Origin of the sequence: Mesorhizobium sp. B2-5-4 (assembly GCF_006441095.1) — a bacterium.
In the GTDB taxonomy this organism is placed as follows: Bacteria; Pseudomonadota; Alphaproteobacteria; order Rhizobiales; family Rhizobiaceae; genus Mesorhizobium; species Mesorhizobium salmacidum.
The window spans coordinates 198,693-213,913 of record NZ_VFUR01000004.1; the positions used below are offsets into that span (position 1 = coordinate 198,693).

General features: G+C 62.7%; 16 protein-coding genes. 12 read left to right on the forward strand and 4 right to left on the reverse strand.

Annotation, left to right across the window (positions count from 1 at the left end; genetic code table 11):
• The first annotated feature begins 252 nt into the window (after positions 1-252).
• From FJ492_RS07080 to FJ492_RS07095, 4 genes are read left to right on the forward strand one after another with little or no spacing between them, the layout of a single operon-like run.
• Positions 253-987, forward strand: coding sequence for a glycosyltransferase family 2 protein (locus tag FJ492_RS07080; protein WP_140769193.1), 735 nt, complete (start codon positions 253-255; stop codon positions 985-987).
• Positions 980-1,312, forward strand: coding sequence for a lipid-A-disaccharide synthase N-terminal domain-containing protein (locus FJ492_RS07085; RefSeq protein WP_140506409.1), 333 nt, complete (start codon positions 980-982; stop codon positions 1,310-1,312). Before FJ492_RS07080 ends, FJ492_RS07085 begins: the two co-directional genes overlap by 8 nt.
• Positions 1,313-1,350: 38 nt before the next feature.
• Positions 1,351-3,000 carry a glycosyltransferase family 39 protein gene (locus FJ492_RS07090; protein WP_181166594.1) on the forward strand — a complete coding sequence of 550 codons (1,650 nt, stop codon included), beginning with the start codon at positions 1,351-1,353 and terminating at the stop codon, positions 2,998-3,000.
• Positions 3,001-3,025: 25 nt separating this feature from the next.
• Positions 3,026-3,847: a phosphatase PAP2 family protein gene (locus tag FJ492_RS07095; protein WP_140769196.1), complete on the forward strand. Its 822-nt coding sequence runs from the start codon at positions 3,026-3,028 to the stop codon at positions 3,845-3,847.
• Between the two features lie 95 nt (positions 3,848-3,942).
• Here FJ492_RS07095 and FJ492_RS07100 read toward each other — a convergent pair whose 3' ends face one another.
• A complete protein-coding gene (locus FJ492_RS07100; protein WP_027028091.1) occupies positions 3,943-4,617 on the reverse strand; it encodes an alpha/beta hydrolase in 675 nt (224 codons plus the stop codon).
• Between the two features lie 254 nt (positions 4,618-4,871).
• On the opposite strand from FJ492_RS07100, the gene FJ492_RS07105 reads away from it, so the two are divergent.
• From FJ492_RS07105 to sufA, 7 genes are all read left to right on the forward strand, one after another.
• Complete coding sequence (locus FJ492_RS07105; protein ID WP_140769199.1) at positions 4,872-6,032, forward strand: cysteine desulfurase family protein; 1,161 nt, start codon at positions 4,872-4,874, stop codon at positions 6,030-6,032.
• A 215-nt stretch (positions 6,033-6,247) separates the two neighbouring features.
• A complete protein-coding gene (gene sufB / locus FJ492_RS07110; RefSeq protein ID WP_027143655.1) occupies positions 6,248-7,765 on the forward strand; it encodes a Fe-S cluster assembly protein SufB in 1,518 nt (505 codons plus the stop codon).
• A gap of 30 nt (positions 7,766-7,795) precedes the next feature.
• Positions 7,796-8,551: a Fe-S cluster assembly ATPase SufC gene (sufC, locus tag FJ492_RS07115; protein ID WP_027143656.1), complete on the forward strand. Its 756-nt coding sequence runs from the start codon at positions 7,796-7,798 to the stop codon at positions 8,549-8,551.
• Between the two features lie 39 nt (positions 8,552-8,590).
• Positions 8,591-9,859: a Fe-S cluster assembly protein SufD gene (gene sufD / locus FJ492_RS07120; protein WP_140769201.1), complete on the forward strand. Its 1,269-nt coding sequence runs from the start codon at positions 8,591-8,593 to the stop codon at positions 9,857-9,859.
• 207 nt (positions 9,860-10,066) lie between these two features.
• Positions 10,067-11,308, forward strand: a complete 1,242-nt coding sequence (locus FJ492_RS07125) for a cysteine desulfurase (RefSeq protein ID WP_140506403.1) — start codon at positions 10,067-10,069, stop codon at positions 11,306-11,308.
• Between the two features lie 5 nt (positions 11,309-11,313).
• Positions 11,314-11,706 carry an SUF system Fe-S cluster assembly protein gene (locus tag FJ492_RS07130; RefSeq protein ID WP_140715109.1) on the forward strand — a complete coding sequence of 131 codons (393 nt, stop codon included), beginning with the start codon at positions 11,314-11,316 and terminating at the stop codon, positions 11,704-11,706.
• Between the two features lie 101 nt (positions 11,707-11,807).
• Positions 11,808-12,188, forward strand: a complete 381-nt coding sequence (sufA, locus tag FJ492_RS07135; RefSeq protein ID WP_140506400.1) for a Fe-S cluster assembly scaffold SufA — start codon at positions 11,808-11,810, stop codon at positions 12,186-12,188.
• A gap of 35 nt (positions 12,189-12,223) precedes the next feature.
• On the opposite strand, the gene FJ492_RS07140 is transcribed toward sufA, so the two are convergent.
• Positions 12,224-12,721 (reverse strand): GFA family protein, encoded by a 498-nt coding sequence (locus FJ492_RS07140; protein ID WP_140715107.1) that lies wholly within the window; start codon positions 12,719-12,721, stop codon positions 12,224-12,226.
• Positions 12,722-12,812: 91 nt separating this feature from the next.
• Between FJ492_RS07140 and FJ492_RS07145 the strand changes: the two genes are divergently transcribed.
• Entirely contained in the window at positions 12,813-13,136 is a 324-nt protein-coding gene (locus FJ492_RS07145) for a TfoX/Sxy family protein (RefSeq protein WP_140769204.1), read from the forward strand.
• A 1-nt stretch (position 13,137) separates the two neighbouring features.
• Here the strand turns inward: FJ492_RS07145 and FJ492_RS07150 are convergent, their stop codons facing one another.
• Together FJ492_RS07150 and FJ492_RS07155 are read right to left on the reverse strand one after the other, a co-directional pair.
• Entirely contained in the window at positions 13,138-14,055 is a 918-nt protein-coding gene (locus tag FJ492_RS07150) for a pseudouridine-5'-phosphate glycosidase (RefSeq protein WP_140506394.1), read from the reverse strand.
• Between the two features lie 58 nt (positions 14,056-14,113).
• Entirely contained in the window at positions 14,114-15,058 is a 945-nt protein-coding gene (locus tag FJ492_RS07155) for a carbohydrate kinase family protein (protein ID WP_140769207.1), read from the reverse strand.
• Between the last annotated feature and the right edge of the window lie 163 nt (positions 15,059-15,221).

A 15,221-nucleotide genomic window follows, 5' to 3' on the forward strand; every position in this document is an offset into this window, starting at 1 on the left:
GCGATCAGCAAAAGTGGATTCCGGTTTTGCGCCGGATCGCGCGCCAACCAAGAGTTGGCGATCAGCAAAAGCGGATTCCGGTTTTGCGGCCGCGCGGATGGTGCCAGCGGCGGTCCGGCCGCAATGCTTGCTTCATCGTTTCGGCTGGCGTAATGAGGCGCCGCGCCACAAGGTTCTAACAGTCCACGACCTCAAGCGGCACCGCACGGCATCTATAAAATGCCATATCCGACGACAGAGCCCCGACGCGACATGCCGGACGCATTGATATCCATTGTCATTCCTTGCAGGAACGAGGCGGCAAACCTGCCACTGCTGATCGACGAGATCGAGGCGGCGATGGCCGACCGCGACTTCGAGTTGATCATCGTCAATGACGGCTCGACCGACGAGACGGCTGCCGTGCTCGCCGAACAGGCGGCGCGACGCCCGTTTCCGCTACGCGAATTGCGGCATCGGAAGTCCGCCGGCCAGAGCCTTTCGGTGCGTTCTGGCGCCTGGGCGGCGCGCGGCGGCATCGTCGCGACCATCGACGGCGACGGCCAGAACGATCCGCAGTACATTCCGGTGCTGGTCGATGCGCTGCGCCAAGCCGGGCCCGATTTCGGCGCCGCGCAAGGGCAGCGCCTCAAGCGCCGCGACAGCAAGGTCAAACAATTGGCGTCGCGTTTCGCCAACTGGCTGCGAAACGCCATCCTGCATGACGAGACGCGCGACACCGGCTGTGGCCTGAAGGCGGTTCATACCGATATCCTGCGCAAACTGCCGTTCTTCGACGGCACCCATCGCTTCGTTCCGGCCCTGGTCATCCAGGAGGGGTATCGCGTCGTGCATTGCGACGTCGTCGACCGCTCGCGCCGGCACGGCAAATCGAATTACGGCATTTTCGATCGCGGCCTGCAGGGTGTGCTCGATCTCTGCGGTGTCTGGTGGTTGCGCCGCCGGCGCCGCAGAATGCCAAAAATAGAGGAAATCAAGCGTGTTTAATGTGCTTCAGGAACTGGGAGCCTGGCTTCATCAGGTTTTCATCAAGCAGTTCGATGCGTGGATCCTGCTCGGCTTCGTCGCCCAGTTCTTCTTCACCATGCGCTTCGTCGTGCAGTGGCTGGCCTCGGAAAAGGCCAAGCGCAGCGTCGTGCCGGTGGCCTTCTGGTTCTTCTCCCTGTTCGGCGGCGGCCTGCTTCTGATTTATGCCATCCAGCGCCAGGATCCGGTGTTCATCGCCGGGCAGGCCATGGGCATGTTCATCTACATCAGAAATCTCTGGCTGATCGCCAATGAGCGCAAGGCGGCGATGACCAAGGTCGATTGAGCAACCGCCAAAAAAGAAATGATCGGAGAGACGCAAAAATGGCGTTGAACAGGAACTACATCTTCCTCTTCCTGTTCAGCCTGGTGATGACGGCTTCAGGCTTGGCATCCATGCCGCCAGTCGACCGCGACGAGCCCCGCTTCGTCCAGGCATCCAAGCAGATGGTCGAGAGCGGCGACTATGTCGACATCCGCTTCCAGGAGACCTCGCGCTACCAGAAGCCGATCGGCATCTACTGGCTGCAATCGGCGGCCGTGGCGCTGAGCGGGCAGGGTGCCGAGGCACCGATCTGGGTCTATCGCACGGTTTCGGCACTCGGCATTGCCCTTGCCGTGCTGGCGATCGCCTGGACTGGGACCAATCTTTTCGGTGCCAATGCCGGCCTCGCGGCCGGCCTGGTGATGGCTGCGATCTTCGCCACGGCGTTCGAGGGCCGCGACGCCAAGACCGATGCGATGCTGCTGGCCTGCTGCGTGGCGGCGCAAGGCGCGCTGGCGCAGATTTACCTGGCATCGCGCCGCAATGAAGCGGTCGCCGGCCATCTCTGGTGGATCTTCTGGATCGCGCAAGGGGCGGCGATCCTCATCAAGGGGCCGATTGCGCCGCTGCTGTCCGCGTTGACCATTGCCGTCCTGTTCGCCTTCGAGCGCGACGGGCGTTGGCTGTCGAAGCTTAGGGTTGGGCGCGGCCTGCTACTCGTCTTGGTGATTTCTCTGCCCTGGCTCGCCGCGATCACCTGGAAGAGCCACGGTGCTTTCCTGCAGCAGGCCGTCGGCAAGGACATGCTCGGCAAGGTCGCGTCGGGCGCGGAATCGCACGGCCTGCCGCCCGGCTTCTACATGCTGACCTATTCGCTGTTCATGTGGCCGTTCGGCCTGATCGCGGTAGGCGCTGGCCTGCAGGCCCTCAACCGCATGCGCGATGATGTGAGGCTGCGCTTCTGCCTCGCCTGGTACATTCCGTTCTGGCTCGTTTTCGAACTCATTCCCACCAAGCTGCCGCATTATGTCCTGCCCGCCTATCCCGGCATGGCGCTGCTGATCGGCTGGCTGCTGACATTGCAGCCGCAGGACGCCAATGCGCCGCTCAGTCGCTGGCAGCAATGGTTGTGGTGGTCGACCGCATTCGGTCTTGTCGTGGTCAGCCTGGGCCTGGCGGCGGTCTGCATCGGAGCGCCAATCTACCTCACCCACACTTTCTCTTGGTGGAGCATTCCAGCGGCCGCGGCCGCACTTGGCGCGGGCTATTTCGCGTTTTCGCGGCAGTTACAGGTGCCGCTGCCCCGCATCGGCGCCACCGCCGCCTGTGCGGGCATCGCCTACGCCTTGCTGTTCGGCGTCATCGCCCCGTCCCTGAAGCCGATCTGGCTGAGCCCGGCAATCAGGGACGCGGTGCGCGCCAACAAACCTTGCGACACGACCGTGCTGGCCTCGGCGCGTTATCAGGAGCCGAGCCTGGTGTTCCTGGTCGGCACCAAAACGGTGCTGACCGATGTCGGGGGCGTGGCGGAACATCTGCTCGCCGATCCCGCTTGCTCCTTGGGCCTGGTGCCGATCGGCGACGAGCAGAAATTGAATGGCATGCTGTCCGTGCAACGCAAGTCGGCGAACCGCCTCGCCGAAGTCGACGGCCTCAACTATTCGTCGGGAGACAAACTGTCGCTCGGTCTCTACCGTATAGCGCAATGACTTCGATGATGGGGTCGAGTTCCCAATGCTCGTGAAATCGCAGCCTCCAGTTTCCAGATCGCTTCTCGGGATAGGGCGCCGGTCCCTCGGCAATTTTCGCGACACCCTGCAGATCGCAAGACGGCGCCTTGCCGTTCGCCCCGCTCGCTATCCCAACATCTCATGGTGGGCGTGGGGCCTTGTCTGGGTCTTTCTGACGGCCGCGGCCTTTGTCCGTCTCGATACGCCGGCAGGAGTAGCATATGGCCAGTGGTCGGCGGGCGCCGCCAGGCTTGCCGAGTTCTTCACGCAGTTCGGACTGGGCGGCTGGTATCTCATCCCGTCCGCGCTGCTGCTTGTCGCGGCCAATCTGACGGATTGGCGAAGCCTTTCGCGGCGCGCGCTGATGCTGGTCTACAGTTGGACCTGCCTGGCTTTCCTGGTGCTGAGCGCCGTTGGCCTGTCCGGCCTAACGGTCAATGTCCTCAAATATGCCATTGGCAGGGCTCGCCCGCTCTACTTCCAGGATTTTGGCGTCCTTGCACTGCACCCCTTTGCCTTCGATGCGCGCTTTGCTGGCTTTCCGTCCGGCCACGCCACGACGATGGGCGCCGTGTTCGGTATCCTGCTGCTTTTGTTTCCGCGGCGTTGGTATATCGCCCTTGTGGTCACGGGCTGCATCGCCTCGACCAGGATCTTCGTCGGTGCGCACTATCCAAGCGACACCGTCGCCGGCTTCGGCCTCGGCTGTGCCTTCGCGCTGGCGTGCGGACTGGTCTTTGCGAGGCTCGGTTTCATCTTCAGGCCGGCACCTTCAGGATTGCCGGTCCGCAAGCCATCGTTCCGGCTTATTGCCCCGGAAAAATAGGTCGCTGCCGGACCGTCCGCACCGCGGCGGCCTCATGTCGAGGAGCGGGCCTTGCCCGCCCGCTCATAGCCCGGGGATACGGATGGCCTGATGTTTTAGCGCAGCCGCTTCGGCCTCGGATCGGACAATTCTCCCGCCAGCCGGCGATCGAGATAGTCGGCGCATTCTTCGATCAGCACATCGGCGTCGTTGGCGAAGAAATGGTTGGCGCCGGGCAGGGTCTTCTGCGTGATGGTGATGCCCTTTTGCGTGTGAAGCTTGTCGACCAGGCCTTGCACATCCTTCGGCGGCGCCACCTTGTCGGCATCGCCATGGATGATCAGACCCGAGGACGGGCAGGGCGCCAGGAAGGAGAAATCATAGGTGTTGGGCTGCGGCGCGATCGAGATGAAGCCCTCGATCTCGGGCCGGCGCATCAGGAGCTGCATGCCGATCCACGAACCGAAGGAATAGCCGGCCACCCAGCAGCTCTTGGAATCCGGATGCAGCGACTGCACCCAGTCGAGTGCGGCCGCCGCGTCCGACAACTCGCCGGTGCCGTGGTCGAACTCGCCCTGGCTGCGGCCGATGCCGCGGAAATTGAAGCGCAGCGTGGTGAAATCGCGCTTCTGGAACATGTAGAAGAGGTCATAGACGATCTTGTTGTTCATCGTACCGCCGAACTGCGGGTGCGGATGCAACACGATGGCAATCGGCGCGCTCTTTTCCTTCGAGGGCTGGTAGCGTCCCTCCAGGCGGCCGGCCGGACCGGTAAAAATGACCTCAGGCATGAAATACTCCACGTGACATATACAAATGCGCGGCGCCCGGAACTCTTGCTCTGGCCCCGCTTCCACAGACCTTGACGCAGGGCGAGCGTCTTCCTAGAAGCTAGTTTAGAATTGTTCAAAACTGGGTGGCCGAAACGCAATCGCCCGGTCGCACTCGCCGCAAGCCGCGTAAATAGGACGGCTTGCCTTGGAATTTCAAGGAAATAACGCCATACGTCGGCGGAATGGCTTTTGACGGGAAGAACTGGACGAAAATGGCCGCGATACGCGCCTATCTGGACTATAATGCCAGCGCGCCGCTGCTTTCAGCCGCGCGCGAGGCCATGGTCGCGGCGTTTGACGCAGCCAACCCCTCGTCGGTCCATGCCGAGGGGCGCGCCGCGCGCAGGCTGGTCGACAATGCCAGGCGCGACGTGGCGGCACTGGTCAACAGCAAGGCCGAACATGTCGTCTTCACCTCGGGTGCGACCGAGGCCGCCTCGACGCTGCTGACGCCGGACTGGCAGATGGGGCGCGGCGCCATTCGCATGAGCCGGCTCTACGTGTGCGAGGCCGACCATCCGTGCCTGCTGAATGGCGGACGCTTTCCGGCAAACCTGGTGACGCGGATCGGTGTCGGCGCTGATGGCATCGTCAGTCTCGACGCCTTGACGGCTGCGCTCGGCGGTCACGATAAGGCCGATGGCTTGCCGTTGGTCGCGATCCACGCCGCCAACAACGAAACCGGCGTCATCCAGCCGATCGACCGCATCGCGGAGATCGTCGGGGCGGCGGGCGGCATTCTTGTCGTCGATGCCGTTCAGGCCGCGGGCCGCGTTTCCATCGATATGTCGGCTGGATACGCCGACTATGTGATTCTGTCCTCGCACAAGATCGGCGGCCCCAAGGGCGCCGGCGCCATCGTTGCCGCTGCCGACCTGATGATGCCGAAGCCGCTGATCAATGGCGGCGGCCAGGAAAAGGGCCACCGTGGCGGCACCGAGAACTTGCCTGGCATCGCCGGTTTTGGCGCCGCCGCGCGCGAAGCGCTGGCCGGGCTGAAGGCCATCGGTGCCGTGCGTCGGCGTCGCGATGAGCTCGAAACGTCGATCAAGACGCTGGTGCCGGACGTGGAAATCTTCGGAGCCGGCGCGCCAAGGCTTGCCAACACGACATTCTTCGCTATTCCCGGCGTCAAAGCCGAAACCGCCCAGATCGCCTTTGATCTGGGGGGCGTGGCGCTTTCCGCCGGTTCCGCGTGCTCGTCGGGCAAGGTCGGGCCGAGCCATGTGCTGAAGGCCATGGGACACGGCGACAGCCTTGGTGCCTTGCGCGTATCGGTCGGTGCCGCGACCGCCGACGAGGATATCGAACTGTTCCGCACCGCGCTGGCAAGCATTGCCGCGCGTCGGGCGGCTAGAGAGAAGGCCGCGTAGCGGTTGGAGCATCGGACCGGGGAATCCGATGCTTGAGAAGAAGGATCAGGCTTCGGCCTGGTAGAGCCGTGCGTTTTATGCTGGCCGGGTGAATTTCCGGTCGAGGCGCACTATATGAAACTTACGCTGCCGCGGACGCTGCTCGGGCGTTCATTCGGCGGTGCCATAGTTTGAAAACTGTCGGGCCTTGACCCCGGCGTGGATGGAGAACGCATATGCCTGCTGTGCAGGACACGATCGATCGGGTCCGAAAGATCGACGTCGACCAATACAAATACGGATTCCAGACCGAGATCGCTGTCGACAAGGCTCCCAAGGGCCTGAGCGAAGACATCATCCGCTTCATTTCGGCCAAGAAGGACGAGCCGTCCTGGATGCTGGAATGGCGCCTCGAAGCCTATCGCCGCTGGCTGACGCTGGAAGAGCCGACCTGGGCGCGCGTCAACTATCCCAAGATCGATTTCCAGGACATCTACTATTACGCGGCGCCCAAGAGCACGCCCGGACCGACTTCGCTCAGCGACGTCGATCCCGAGATCTTGAAAGTCTACGAGAAGCTCGGCATTCCGTTGAAGGAGCAGGAAATCCTCGCCGGCGTGCAGAAGACCGACGCCTCGGAGCTCGAGGAAGTCAGCGACAATGTCTACAAATCGGGCCGCGTCGCCGTCGACGCCGTGTTCGATTCCGTGTCCGTCGTCACCACCTTCAAGAAGGAGCTGGCGCAGGCCGGCGTCATCTTCTGCTCGATCTCCGAAGCGATCCGCGAGCATCCGGAACTGGTCAAGAAATATCTCGGCTCGGTCGTGCCGACCTCCGACAATTTTTACGCCACGCTGAATTCGGCCGTGTTCACCGACGGCTCGTTCGTCTTCGTGCCCAAGGGCGTGCGCTGCCCGATGGAGCTGTCGACCTATTTCCGTATGAACGAGAAGAACACCGGCCAGTTCGAGCGCACGCTGATCATCGCCGAGGAGGGGGCCTACGTCTCCTATCTCGAGGGCTGCACGGCGCCGCAGCGCGACGAGAACCAGTTGCATGCCGCTGTGGTCGAACTGGTCGCGCTCGACGATGCCGAAATCAAATATTCAACGGTGCAGAACTGGTACCCCGGCGACGCCGAGGGCAAGGGCGGCATCTACAACTTCGTCACCAAGCGCGGTGACTGCCGTGGCCATCGTTCGAAGATATCGTGGACGCAGGTCGAGACCGGTTCGGCGATCACCTGGAAATATCCGAGCTGCATCCTGCGCGGCGACGATTCCTCGGGCGAGTTCTATTCGATCGCCGTGTCGAACGGCTACCAGCAGGTCGATAGCGGCACCAAGATGATCCATCTCGGCAAGAACACGTCGAGCCGCATCATCTCCAAGGGCATCGCCGCCGGCTTCTCGCAGAACACCTATCGCGGCCAGGTTTCGGCGCACCGCAAGGCGACCAATGCCCGCAACTTTACCAATTGCGACTCACTGCTGATCGGCGACCAGTGCGGCGCGCACACTGTGCCTTACATGGAAGCCAAGAACTCGACGGCGCAGTTCGAGCATGAGGCGACGACGTCGAAAATATCAGAGGACCAGAAGTTCTACGTCATGCAGCGCGGCATCCCGGAAGAGGAAGCCATCGCGCTGATCGTGAACGGCTTCGTCAAGGATGTCATCCAGCAGCTGCCGATGGAGTTTGCCGTAGAGGCGCAGAAGCTGATCGGCATCTCGCTGGAAGGCTCGGTGGGCTGACCGGCCCGGACAAATATTCAGGAAACAAAAATGCTTGAGATCAAGAACCTGCACGCCCGCATCGTCGATGACGGCACCGAGATCATTCGCGGCTTGAACCTGACGGTGAAAGCCGGCGAGGTCGCCGCGATCATGGGACCGAACGGGTCGGGCAAATCGACGCTCTCCTACATCCTCGCCGGCCGCGAGGACTATGAGGTGACCGAGGGCGACATCCTCTACAACGGCCAGTCGATCCTCGAAATGGATCCGGCCGAACGCGCCACTTCCGGCATCTTCCTCGCCTTCCAATATCCGATGGAGATACCGGGCGTGGCGACCATGGAATTCCTCAAGGTGGCGATGAACGAGCAGCGCAAGGCGCGCGGCGAGGAACCGCTGAAGATCCCGGAATTCCTGAAGCGGGTGAAGGAAGCCGCCGCCTCGCTCAGCATGGACATGGCGATGCTGAAGCGGCCACTCAATGTCGGCTTCTCCGGCGGCGAGAAGAAGCGCGCCGAGATCCTGCAGATGAAGCTCCTGGAGCCGAAACTGTGCGTGCTCGACGAGACCGATTCCGGCCTCGACATCGATGCGCTGAAGATTGTCTCGGATGGCGTCAACGCACTGCGCTCGCCGGACAGGGCGTTCCTGGTCATCACCCACTACCAGCGCCTGCTCGAACACATCGTGCCTGATAGCGTGCATGTGCTCTACAGGGGCCAGGTCATCAAGTCGGGCGACAAGTCGCTGGCGCTCGATCTTGAAGCGAACGGCTATGCCGGCGTCATCGGGCAAGCCGCGTAACGTGCCAAGTCATTTTGGTCCAGAAGACAGGCGAGACTGATGAATATGCACACACAACCGCAGCGGACAACGGCCGAGACAGCGTTGATCGACGCCTTCGGCGAACGGCTGTCGCTTTTGCCGGGAGACGGCGCGGTGATGCTGAAGCGTGACGACGCCATCGAAGCGGTCAAGCACGGCCTGCCGACGCGGCGCATCGAATCCTGGCACTATACCGACCTGCGCCGGCTGTTGGGTGCGGTGCCGGACTTCGATCCGGCCGCCGCCGCCAAAGCCATCGCGCCAATCGTCGACGGTTCGACAGTTCTGACCCTGTTGAACGGGGTATCAAGCGCCAAGGCGCCGGTCGTCGACGGCGTCAGCGTCCAGCGTCTGTCCGAAAAGCTGACCGATGGCAGCATCGCGCCGGGGCTCGATCCCTATGGCAGCGACGATGCCATCGGCGCGCTGAACACGGCCTTCGTTGCCGACGGCTATTTTGTCGATATCGCCGACGGTATTGAACTGGAAAAGCCGATCGAGCTGCAGAACCTGCAGGCCGGTGGCCAGACCCATGTGCGCCTGCCGGTGCGGGTTGGCACCGGCGCCAAGGCGGTCATCGTCGAGCGTCAAGCCGGCGAGGGCGCGGCGCTGACGAGCTCGGTCAGCCAGCTCGTGCTTGGCGCGGGCGCCGAGGTGACCTGGCTGATCGTCCAGGAGCAGCCGGATACGGCGACACATCTGGGGCAGTTCAAGGCCCATATCGGCAAGGATGCCAAACTGACGCTGTTCGTCATGAACGCCGGCGGCAGGCTGGTGCGCCAGGAAATCATGGTCAAGACGACGGGCGAAGGCGCCGACTTCAAGCTGCGCGGCATCAATCTTCTGGCCGGCGACACCCATACCGACGTCACCATGGTGCTCGACCATGCCGTACCGCATACGACATCGACCGAGGTCATCCGCAATGTGGTGACCGGCAAGGCGCGGGGCGTGTTCCAGGGCCGCATCAACGTCCATCAATATGCGCAGAAGACCAACGCCAAGATGGCTTGCAACACGCTGCTTTTGTCGGACGATGGCGAGTTCTCGACCAAGCCGGAGCTCGAGATCTTTGCCGACGACGTCGTCTGCGGCCATGGCGCGACGGTCACCGAGATCGACCACGATCATTTGTTCTACCTGATGGCGCGCGGCGTCGATGAAAAGAGCGCGCGGGGGTTGCTCGTCAAGGCGTTCGTCGCCGAGGTGATCGAGGAACTGGATGACGAAGCGATCGTCGAGGCGCTGGAAGCGCGGCTCGATGAGTGGTTTGTGACGCACGGCTAAATTGGATGGGGCCTGGCTAAGCCACCCCTCATCCGTCTTGGCGCTACGCGCCAGTCCACCTTCTCCCACAAGGGGAGAAGGTAAAGTGCTCTTCCTTCTCCCCTTGTGGGGCCTGAAGGGCGGGCGAGGCGAGTGACTCGCCCTGGGCGGGTGGCCGCGAAGCGGTCGGATGAGGGGTGCGCGGCAGAATGAGGCGATGAAGTTGTGATGGACCGGAAGATCGAAACCAGCCCCTACGACGTCGAGGCGATCCGCCGTGACTTTCCGATTCTGTCGCGCGAAGTCTATGGCAAGCCGCTCGTCTATCTCGACAACGGCGCCTCGGCGCAGAAGCCGCAGGTGGTGCTGGATACCATCGAGCACGCTTACAGCCAGGAGTATGCCAACGTCCATCGCGGCCTGCATTTCCTTTCCAATGCCGCCACCGACGCCTATGAAAAGGCGCGAGAAACGGTGCGCCGTTTCCTCAACGCGCCAAGCACCGACAACATCGTCTTCACCTCGAACACGACCTCGGCCATCAACACTGTCGCCTATGGCTATGGCATGCCTAATATCGGCGAGGGCGACGAGATCGTGCTGTCGATCATGGAGCACCATTCCAACATCGTGCCGTGGCATTTCATCCGCGAACGCCAGGGCGCCAAGCTGGTCTGGGTCCCTGTCGACGACCTCGGTGTCTTCCACATCGAGGAATTCGAAAAACGCCTGACCGACCGCACCAAGCTAGTCGCCATCACGCAGATGTCGAATGCACTGGGTACGGTGACGCCAATCAAGGAGATCGTCCGGATCGCTCACGCCCGCGGCATTCCGGTGCTTGTCGACGGCAGCCAGAGCGCCGTGCACATGCCCATCGACGTGCAGGATCTCGATTGCGATTTCTTCGTCTTTACCGGCCACAAGGTCTACGGCCCCTCGGGCATCGGCGTGCTCTACGGCAAGAAGGATAGTCTCGCCGGCATGCGGCCCTTCATGGGCGGCGGCGAGATGATCGAGGAGGTGACGGAAGATATCGTCACCTACAACGACCCGCCGCACCGCTTCGAAGCCGGCACGCCGCCGATCGTCCAGGCGATCGGACTGGGTGCCGCGCTCGACTACATGGACACTGTCGGCCGTGAGCGCATCGCGGCACACGAGGAAGACCTCAAGAATTATGCCCATGAGCGCCTGCGCGCCATCAATTCGCTGCGCATCTTCGGTGATGCGCCTGGCAAGGGCGCCATCATCTCCTTCGAGCTAAGAGGTATTCATGCCCATGACGTGTCGATGGTGATAGACAGGCAAGGCGTGGCTGTCCGCGCGGGCACCCATTGCGCCCAGCCGCTGTTGAAACGCTTTGGCGTAACCTCCACATGCAGGGCATCGTTCGGCATGTATAATACCAGGGCCGAAGTCGACGCTTTGGCCGAGGCGCTTGAAAAAGCGCGCAAGTTTTTCGGGTGACGACTATGGATGATGTGAGCACCACCACCGAGGCTACGCCGGAAAACGCCGGCAACAGTGTCGTTTCCGCCTCGGGCATCCCGGCCGATGAACTGGCGCGGCTGACCGATGACATCGTCTCGGCGCTGAAGACGGTCTACGACCCGGAAATCCCGGCCGACATCTACGAGCTCGGCCTCGTCTACAAGATCGACGTCGAGGACGACCGCTCGGTCAAGATCGACATGACGCTGACCGCGCCCGGCTGCCCGGTGGCCGGCGAAATGCCCGGCTGGGTGGAAAATGCTGTCGGCGCCGTCGAAGGCGTGTCTGGCGTCGAAGTCAACATGACTTTCGATCCGCCCTGGACGCCCGATCGCATGTCGGAAGAGGCGCAGGTGGCGGTGGGCTGGTACTAGCAGCGAGCCTGGTACACTTGCGCCAATGGTAAAACTTCACCATTTTAGGTGAGGACTCATTCGGCAGGCCTTGAACCTGCATGGAATGGAGAAGGAAAAACATGGGACGATTTGCCGTCATCACGATGACCGAAAAGGCCGCCGACCGGGTGCGCGAGATCGTCGCCACGCGCGATAACGCGCATGGCATTCGTCTCGGCATCAAGAAGGGCGGCTGCGCCGGCATGGAATACACGGTCGACCTGGTGACCGAGCCCAACGCCAAGGACGACCACATCGAACGCGATGGCGCCCATGTCTATGTGGCGCCGGAAGCCGCCCTGTTCCTGTTCGGCACCGAGATGGATTTCGAGCAGACGACGCTGCGCACCGGCTTCACCTTCCGCAACCCGAACCAGAGCTCGGCCTGCGGCTGCGGCGAATCGGTCGAATTGAAACCGGCCGATCTGAAAGTCTTGGCCGAGGCGCGCGCTTCGGCCTGAGCATTTCCTTCGCCCCGTTTACGGGGTGAAGAAAGCTAATCCACCCACATGCCTGTTCGCTTGTGCCAGTCGGCGATCGATTCCTCGGGATAGACGTCGAACACCTTGTCCTTCGGCCCGATATCGGGCTCGACCCAGTTCGCCTTGTATTTCAGCATCAGATGCACTTTTTCGGGCGGCTTCGGCAGGTCACTGTCGATCGCCGAGGCGAAGGGATGCACCAGTTCCGGCCAGGTCGGGTCGTAGAGCCACAGCGCTGACCCGCATTTGCGGCAAAAATTGCGCTCGCCGGTCGAGACCTCGCAATTGGGATGCTCGTCGTCCTCGATCTCAGCGCGATAGACGCCAAGGTTTCTCTTGCCCCTGATGTTCAGCGTTTCGTAGTCGGCGCCTAGATTGATGGCGAAACCGCCGCCGCCCTGCTGCTTGCGGCAGATCGAGCAGTAGCACAGCATGAACGGCACGGGCGTGTGGCTTTCCACTTCAAAACGCACGGCGTTGCAGCGACAGGACCCCTTGAGCAGCACAGGCATGGCAAAAAACTCCGACAGGATAGCCTCAACCTGTCAGCATGATTTTGGTTGCGGCGATGACAAGGCCAAATGCCGGTGACATGATCGCTGCATGGACAATGAACGCATCGCCGAACTGTTCGAGGGCCTCGGTCCGGTCAGCATCCGAAAACTGTTCGGCGGCAAGGGCATCTATTTCGACGGCGTCATCGTCGCCATTGTCCTGCGTGGCGAATTGCTGCTGAAGGCGGACGAGCAAAGCGCACCGGATTTCGAAGCCGCGGGCTGCCGGCAGTGGACCTATATCGGCACGCGCCACGGCAAGCTGGTAGCGATGCCCTACTGGAGCATTCCCGACAGCGCTTTTGACGATCCGGACGAAACGACGGTCTGGGCACGCCGCGCCTATGAGGCGGGGCGGCGCGCCGGCAAGTGACCTACAAGGCCTTGGCGATCTCAGCCGCCAGCCTTGCATTGTTCTCGACCAGCGCGATATTGGTCTTCAGGCTGCGGCCGCCGGTGAGTTCGAGGATTTTTCCCAGCAGGAACGGCGTTACCGCCTTGCCGGTGACGTTGAGGGCCTCGGCCGCCTTCTGCGCGGCTTCGATGTAGCCCGCCATTTCTTCAGCGGGGATTTCGTGGTTTTCCGGCACCGGATTGGCAACCAGCAAGCCGCCGCCCAAACCCAGAGCCAGGCGCGTCTGATAGAAATGCGCGATGTCTTCCGGCTTGTGCAGGGTCAATGGCGCCCGGAACGGCGACTGCCGCGACCAGAAGGCGGGCATCGTCTCGCAGCCATGGCCAACCACAGGCACGCCGCGCGTCTCCAGCACTTCCAGCGTCTTTTCGATGTCGAGGATCGCTTTGGCGCCGGCCGAGACGACGATGACCGGCGTGCGCGCCAGTTCATCGAGGTCGGCCGAGATGTCGAAACTCTTTTCCGCGCCCTTGTGCACGCCGCCGATGCCGCCGGTGGCGAATACTTTTATCCCGACCATGTCAGCCGCGATCATGGTCGCTGCGACCGTGGTGCCCCCGGTGCGGCCTTGCGCGACGGCGAAGCCGAGATCGGCGCGCGACAGCTTCATGGCGTCACCCGTCATCGCCAGCGATTCGCGCTCGCCGTCGGAGAGGCCGATCTTGATGCGGCCGCCAATCACGGCGATCGTCGCCGGCACCGCGCCGCCGTCACTGATGATCTTCTCGACATTGGCCGCCATGGCGCCATTGTCGGGATAGGGCATGCCATGGGTGATGATGGTGCTTTCGAGCGCCACCACCGGACGCCCGGCGGCCAGGGCTTGCGCTACCGGTGCGTGGATATCGATGAAAGGGCGGGCGGTTTCTGGCGTCATCTCTGATCTCCAATCCGGGAGTGCGGCGCATCCACTGCGCTCTATGAATTTGCCGGTCTCATGCCACTTCCCTGGCATCCGGCACAAGGGCCAGCGCCTCCGCGAAACTCGCCGCGGTGAATTCGGGCACCGCATTGGCGCTTTCGATGGTCAAGGTTGCCGCCGCGACGCCTTCGCGCAGGGCCTGGCGCAATGGCAGGCCGCGCAGCAGTGCCGCGACCGTCGCGCCCGCCAGTGCGTCGCCGGCGCCGGTGACATCGGCAACTTTTCTCGGAGCAGGCGGCAGGATCGAAAAGGCGCCCGTGCCGTCGAAACCCAGCACAGGGCCACTGCCTGCCGTGACCACGCCGCTGGCAAGGCCGCTGCACCGCAATCCGTCGATCATTTCCTGCTCGCCGACACTTGCATTGACGCCGGCCAGCACAGCGGCCTCCCGTCGGTTCATGAAGAGTTGGGCCAGCCCGCCGAGCACCGGTATCAGCCGCGTCACCTTGGCCGGCGAAATCGCGATGGCGAAAACCGGTTTGCCGGCGGCGAGCGACAGCAACCCCTCCAGTGCGGCCGACGGCAGGTTGGCGTCGCACAGGATGGCATCCGCGGCGGCCACTTCCTGGCGTATCTTGGAACGTCTGATCTGCTTGGGAAAAGCCAGGTCGTACAGCGCCATGTCGGCAAAGCCGACGATCAATTCGCCCTCGCGATCGATCAGCGCTGTGTAGCTCGGCGTGGCACGATCGAGGAACACCGCCGAAAGATCGGCGATGCCTGCCTCGGCGATGGCCCGTGAAACCGTATCGGCTGACGCATCGCCACCGCGCACCGAAAGCAGCGATGCGCAGAGGCCGCGCCGCACCATGCTGCGCAACGCATTGAAGACGCCACCGCCGACATCCTCGCGCATCGTGCCGGGATTGGAGGCGGCCGGCACATAGGGGCCGGACACCTGGCCACGCCGGTCGATATGGGCACCGCCCACGGCCAGTACCGTCAAGGAATCCACCATGGCGGCGATATGACCTTTGTTGTTGGGACCGCACAAGCGCTAGAGTGCGCGACAGAGCTTCGCATGCAGGACGGCGATTCGGCCGGGCGATACGATCGAGCCGTCTGGCCCAATGCGCGGCCTGTTCCTGCCCGGGTTTGCGAGACAAAAAAAGAACAAATCA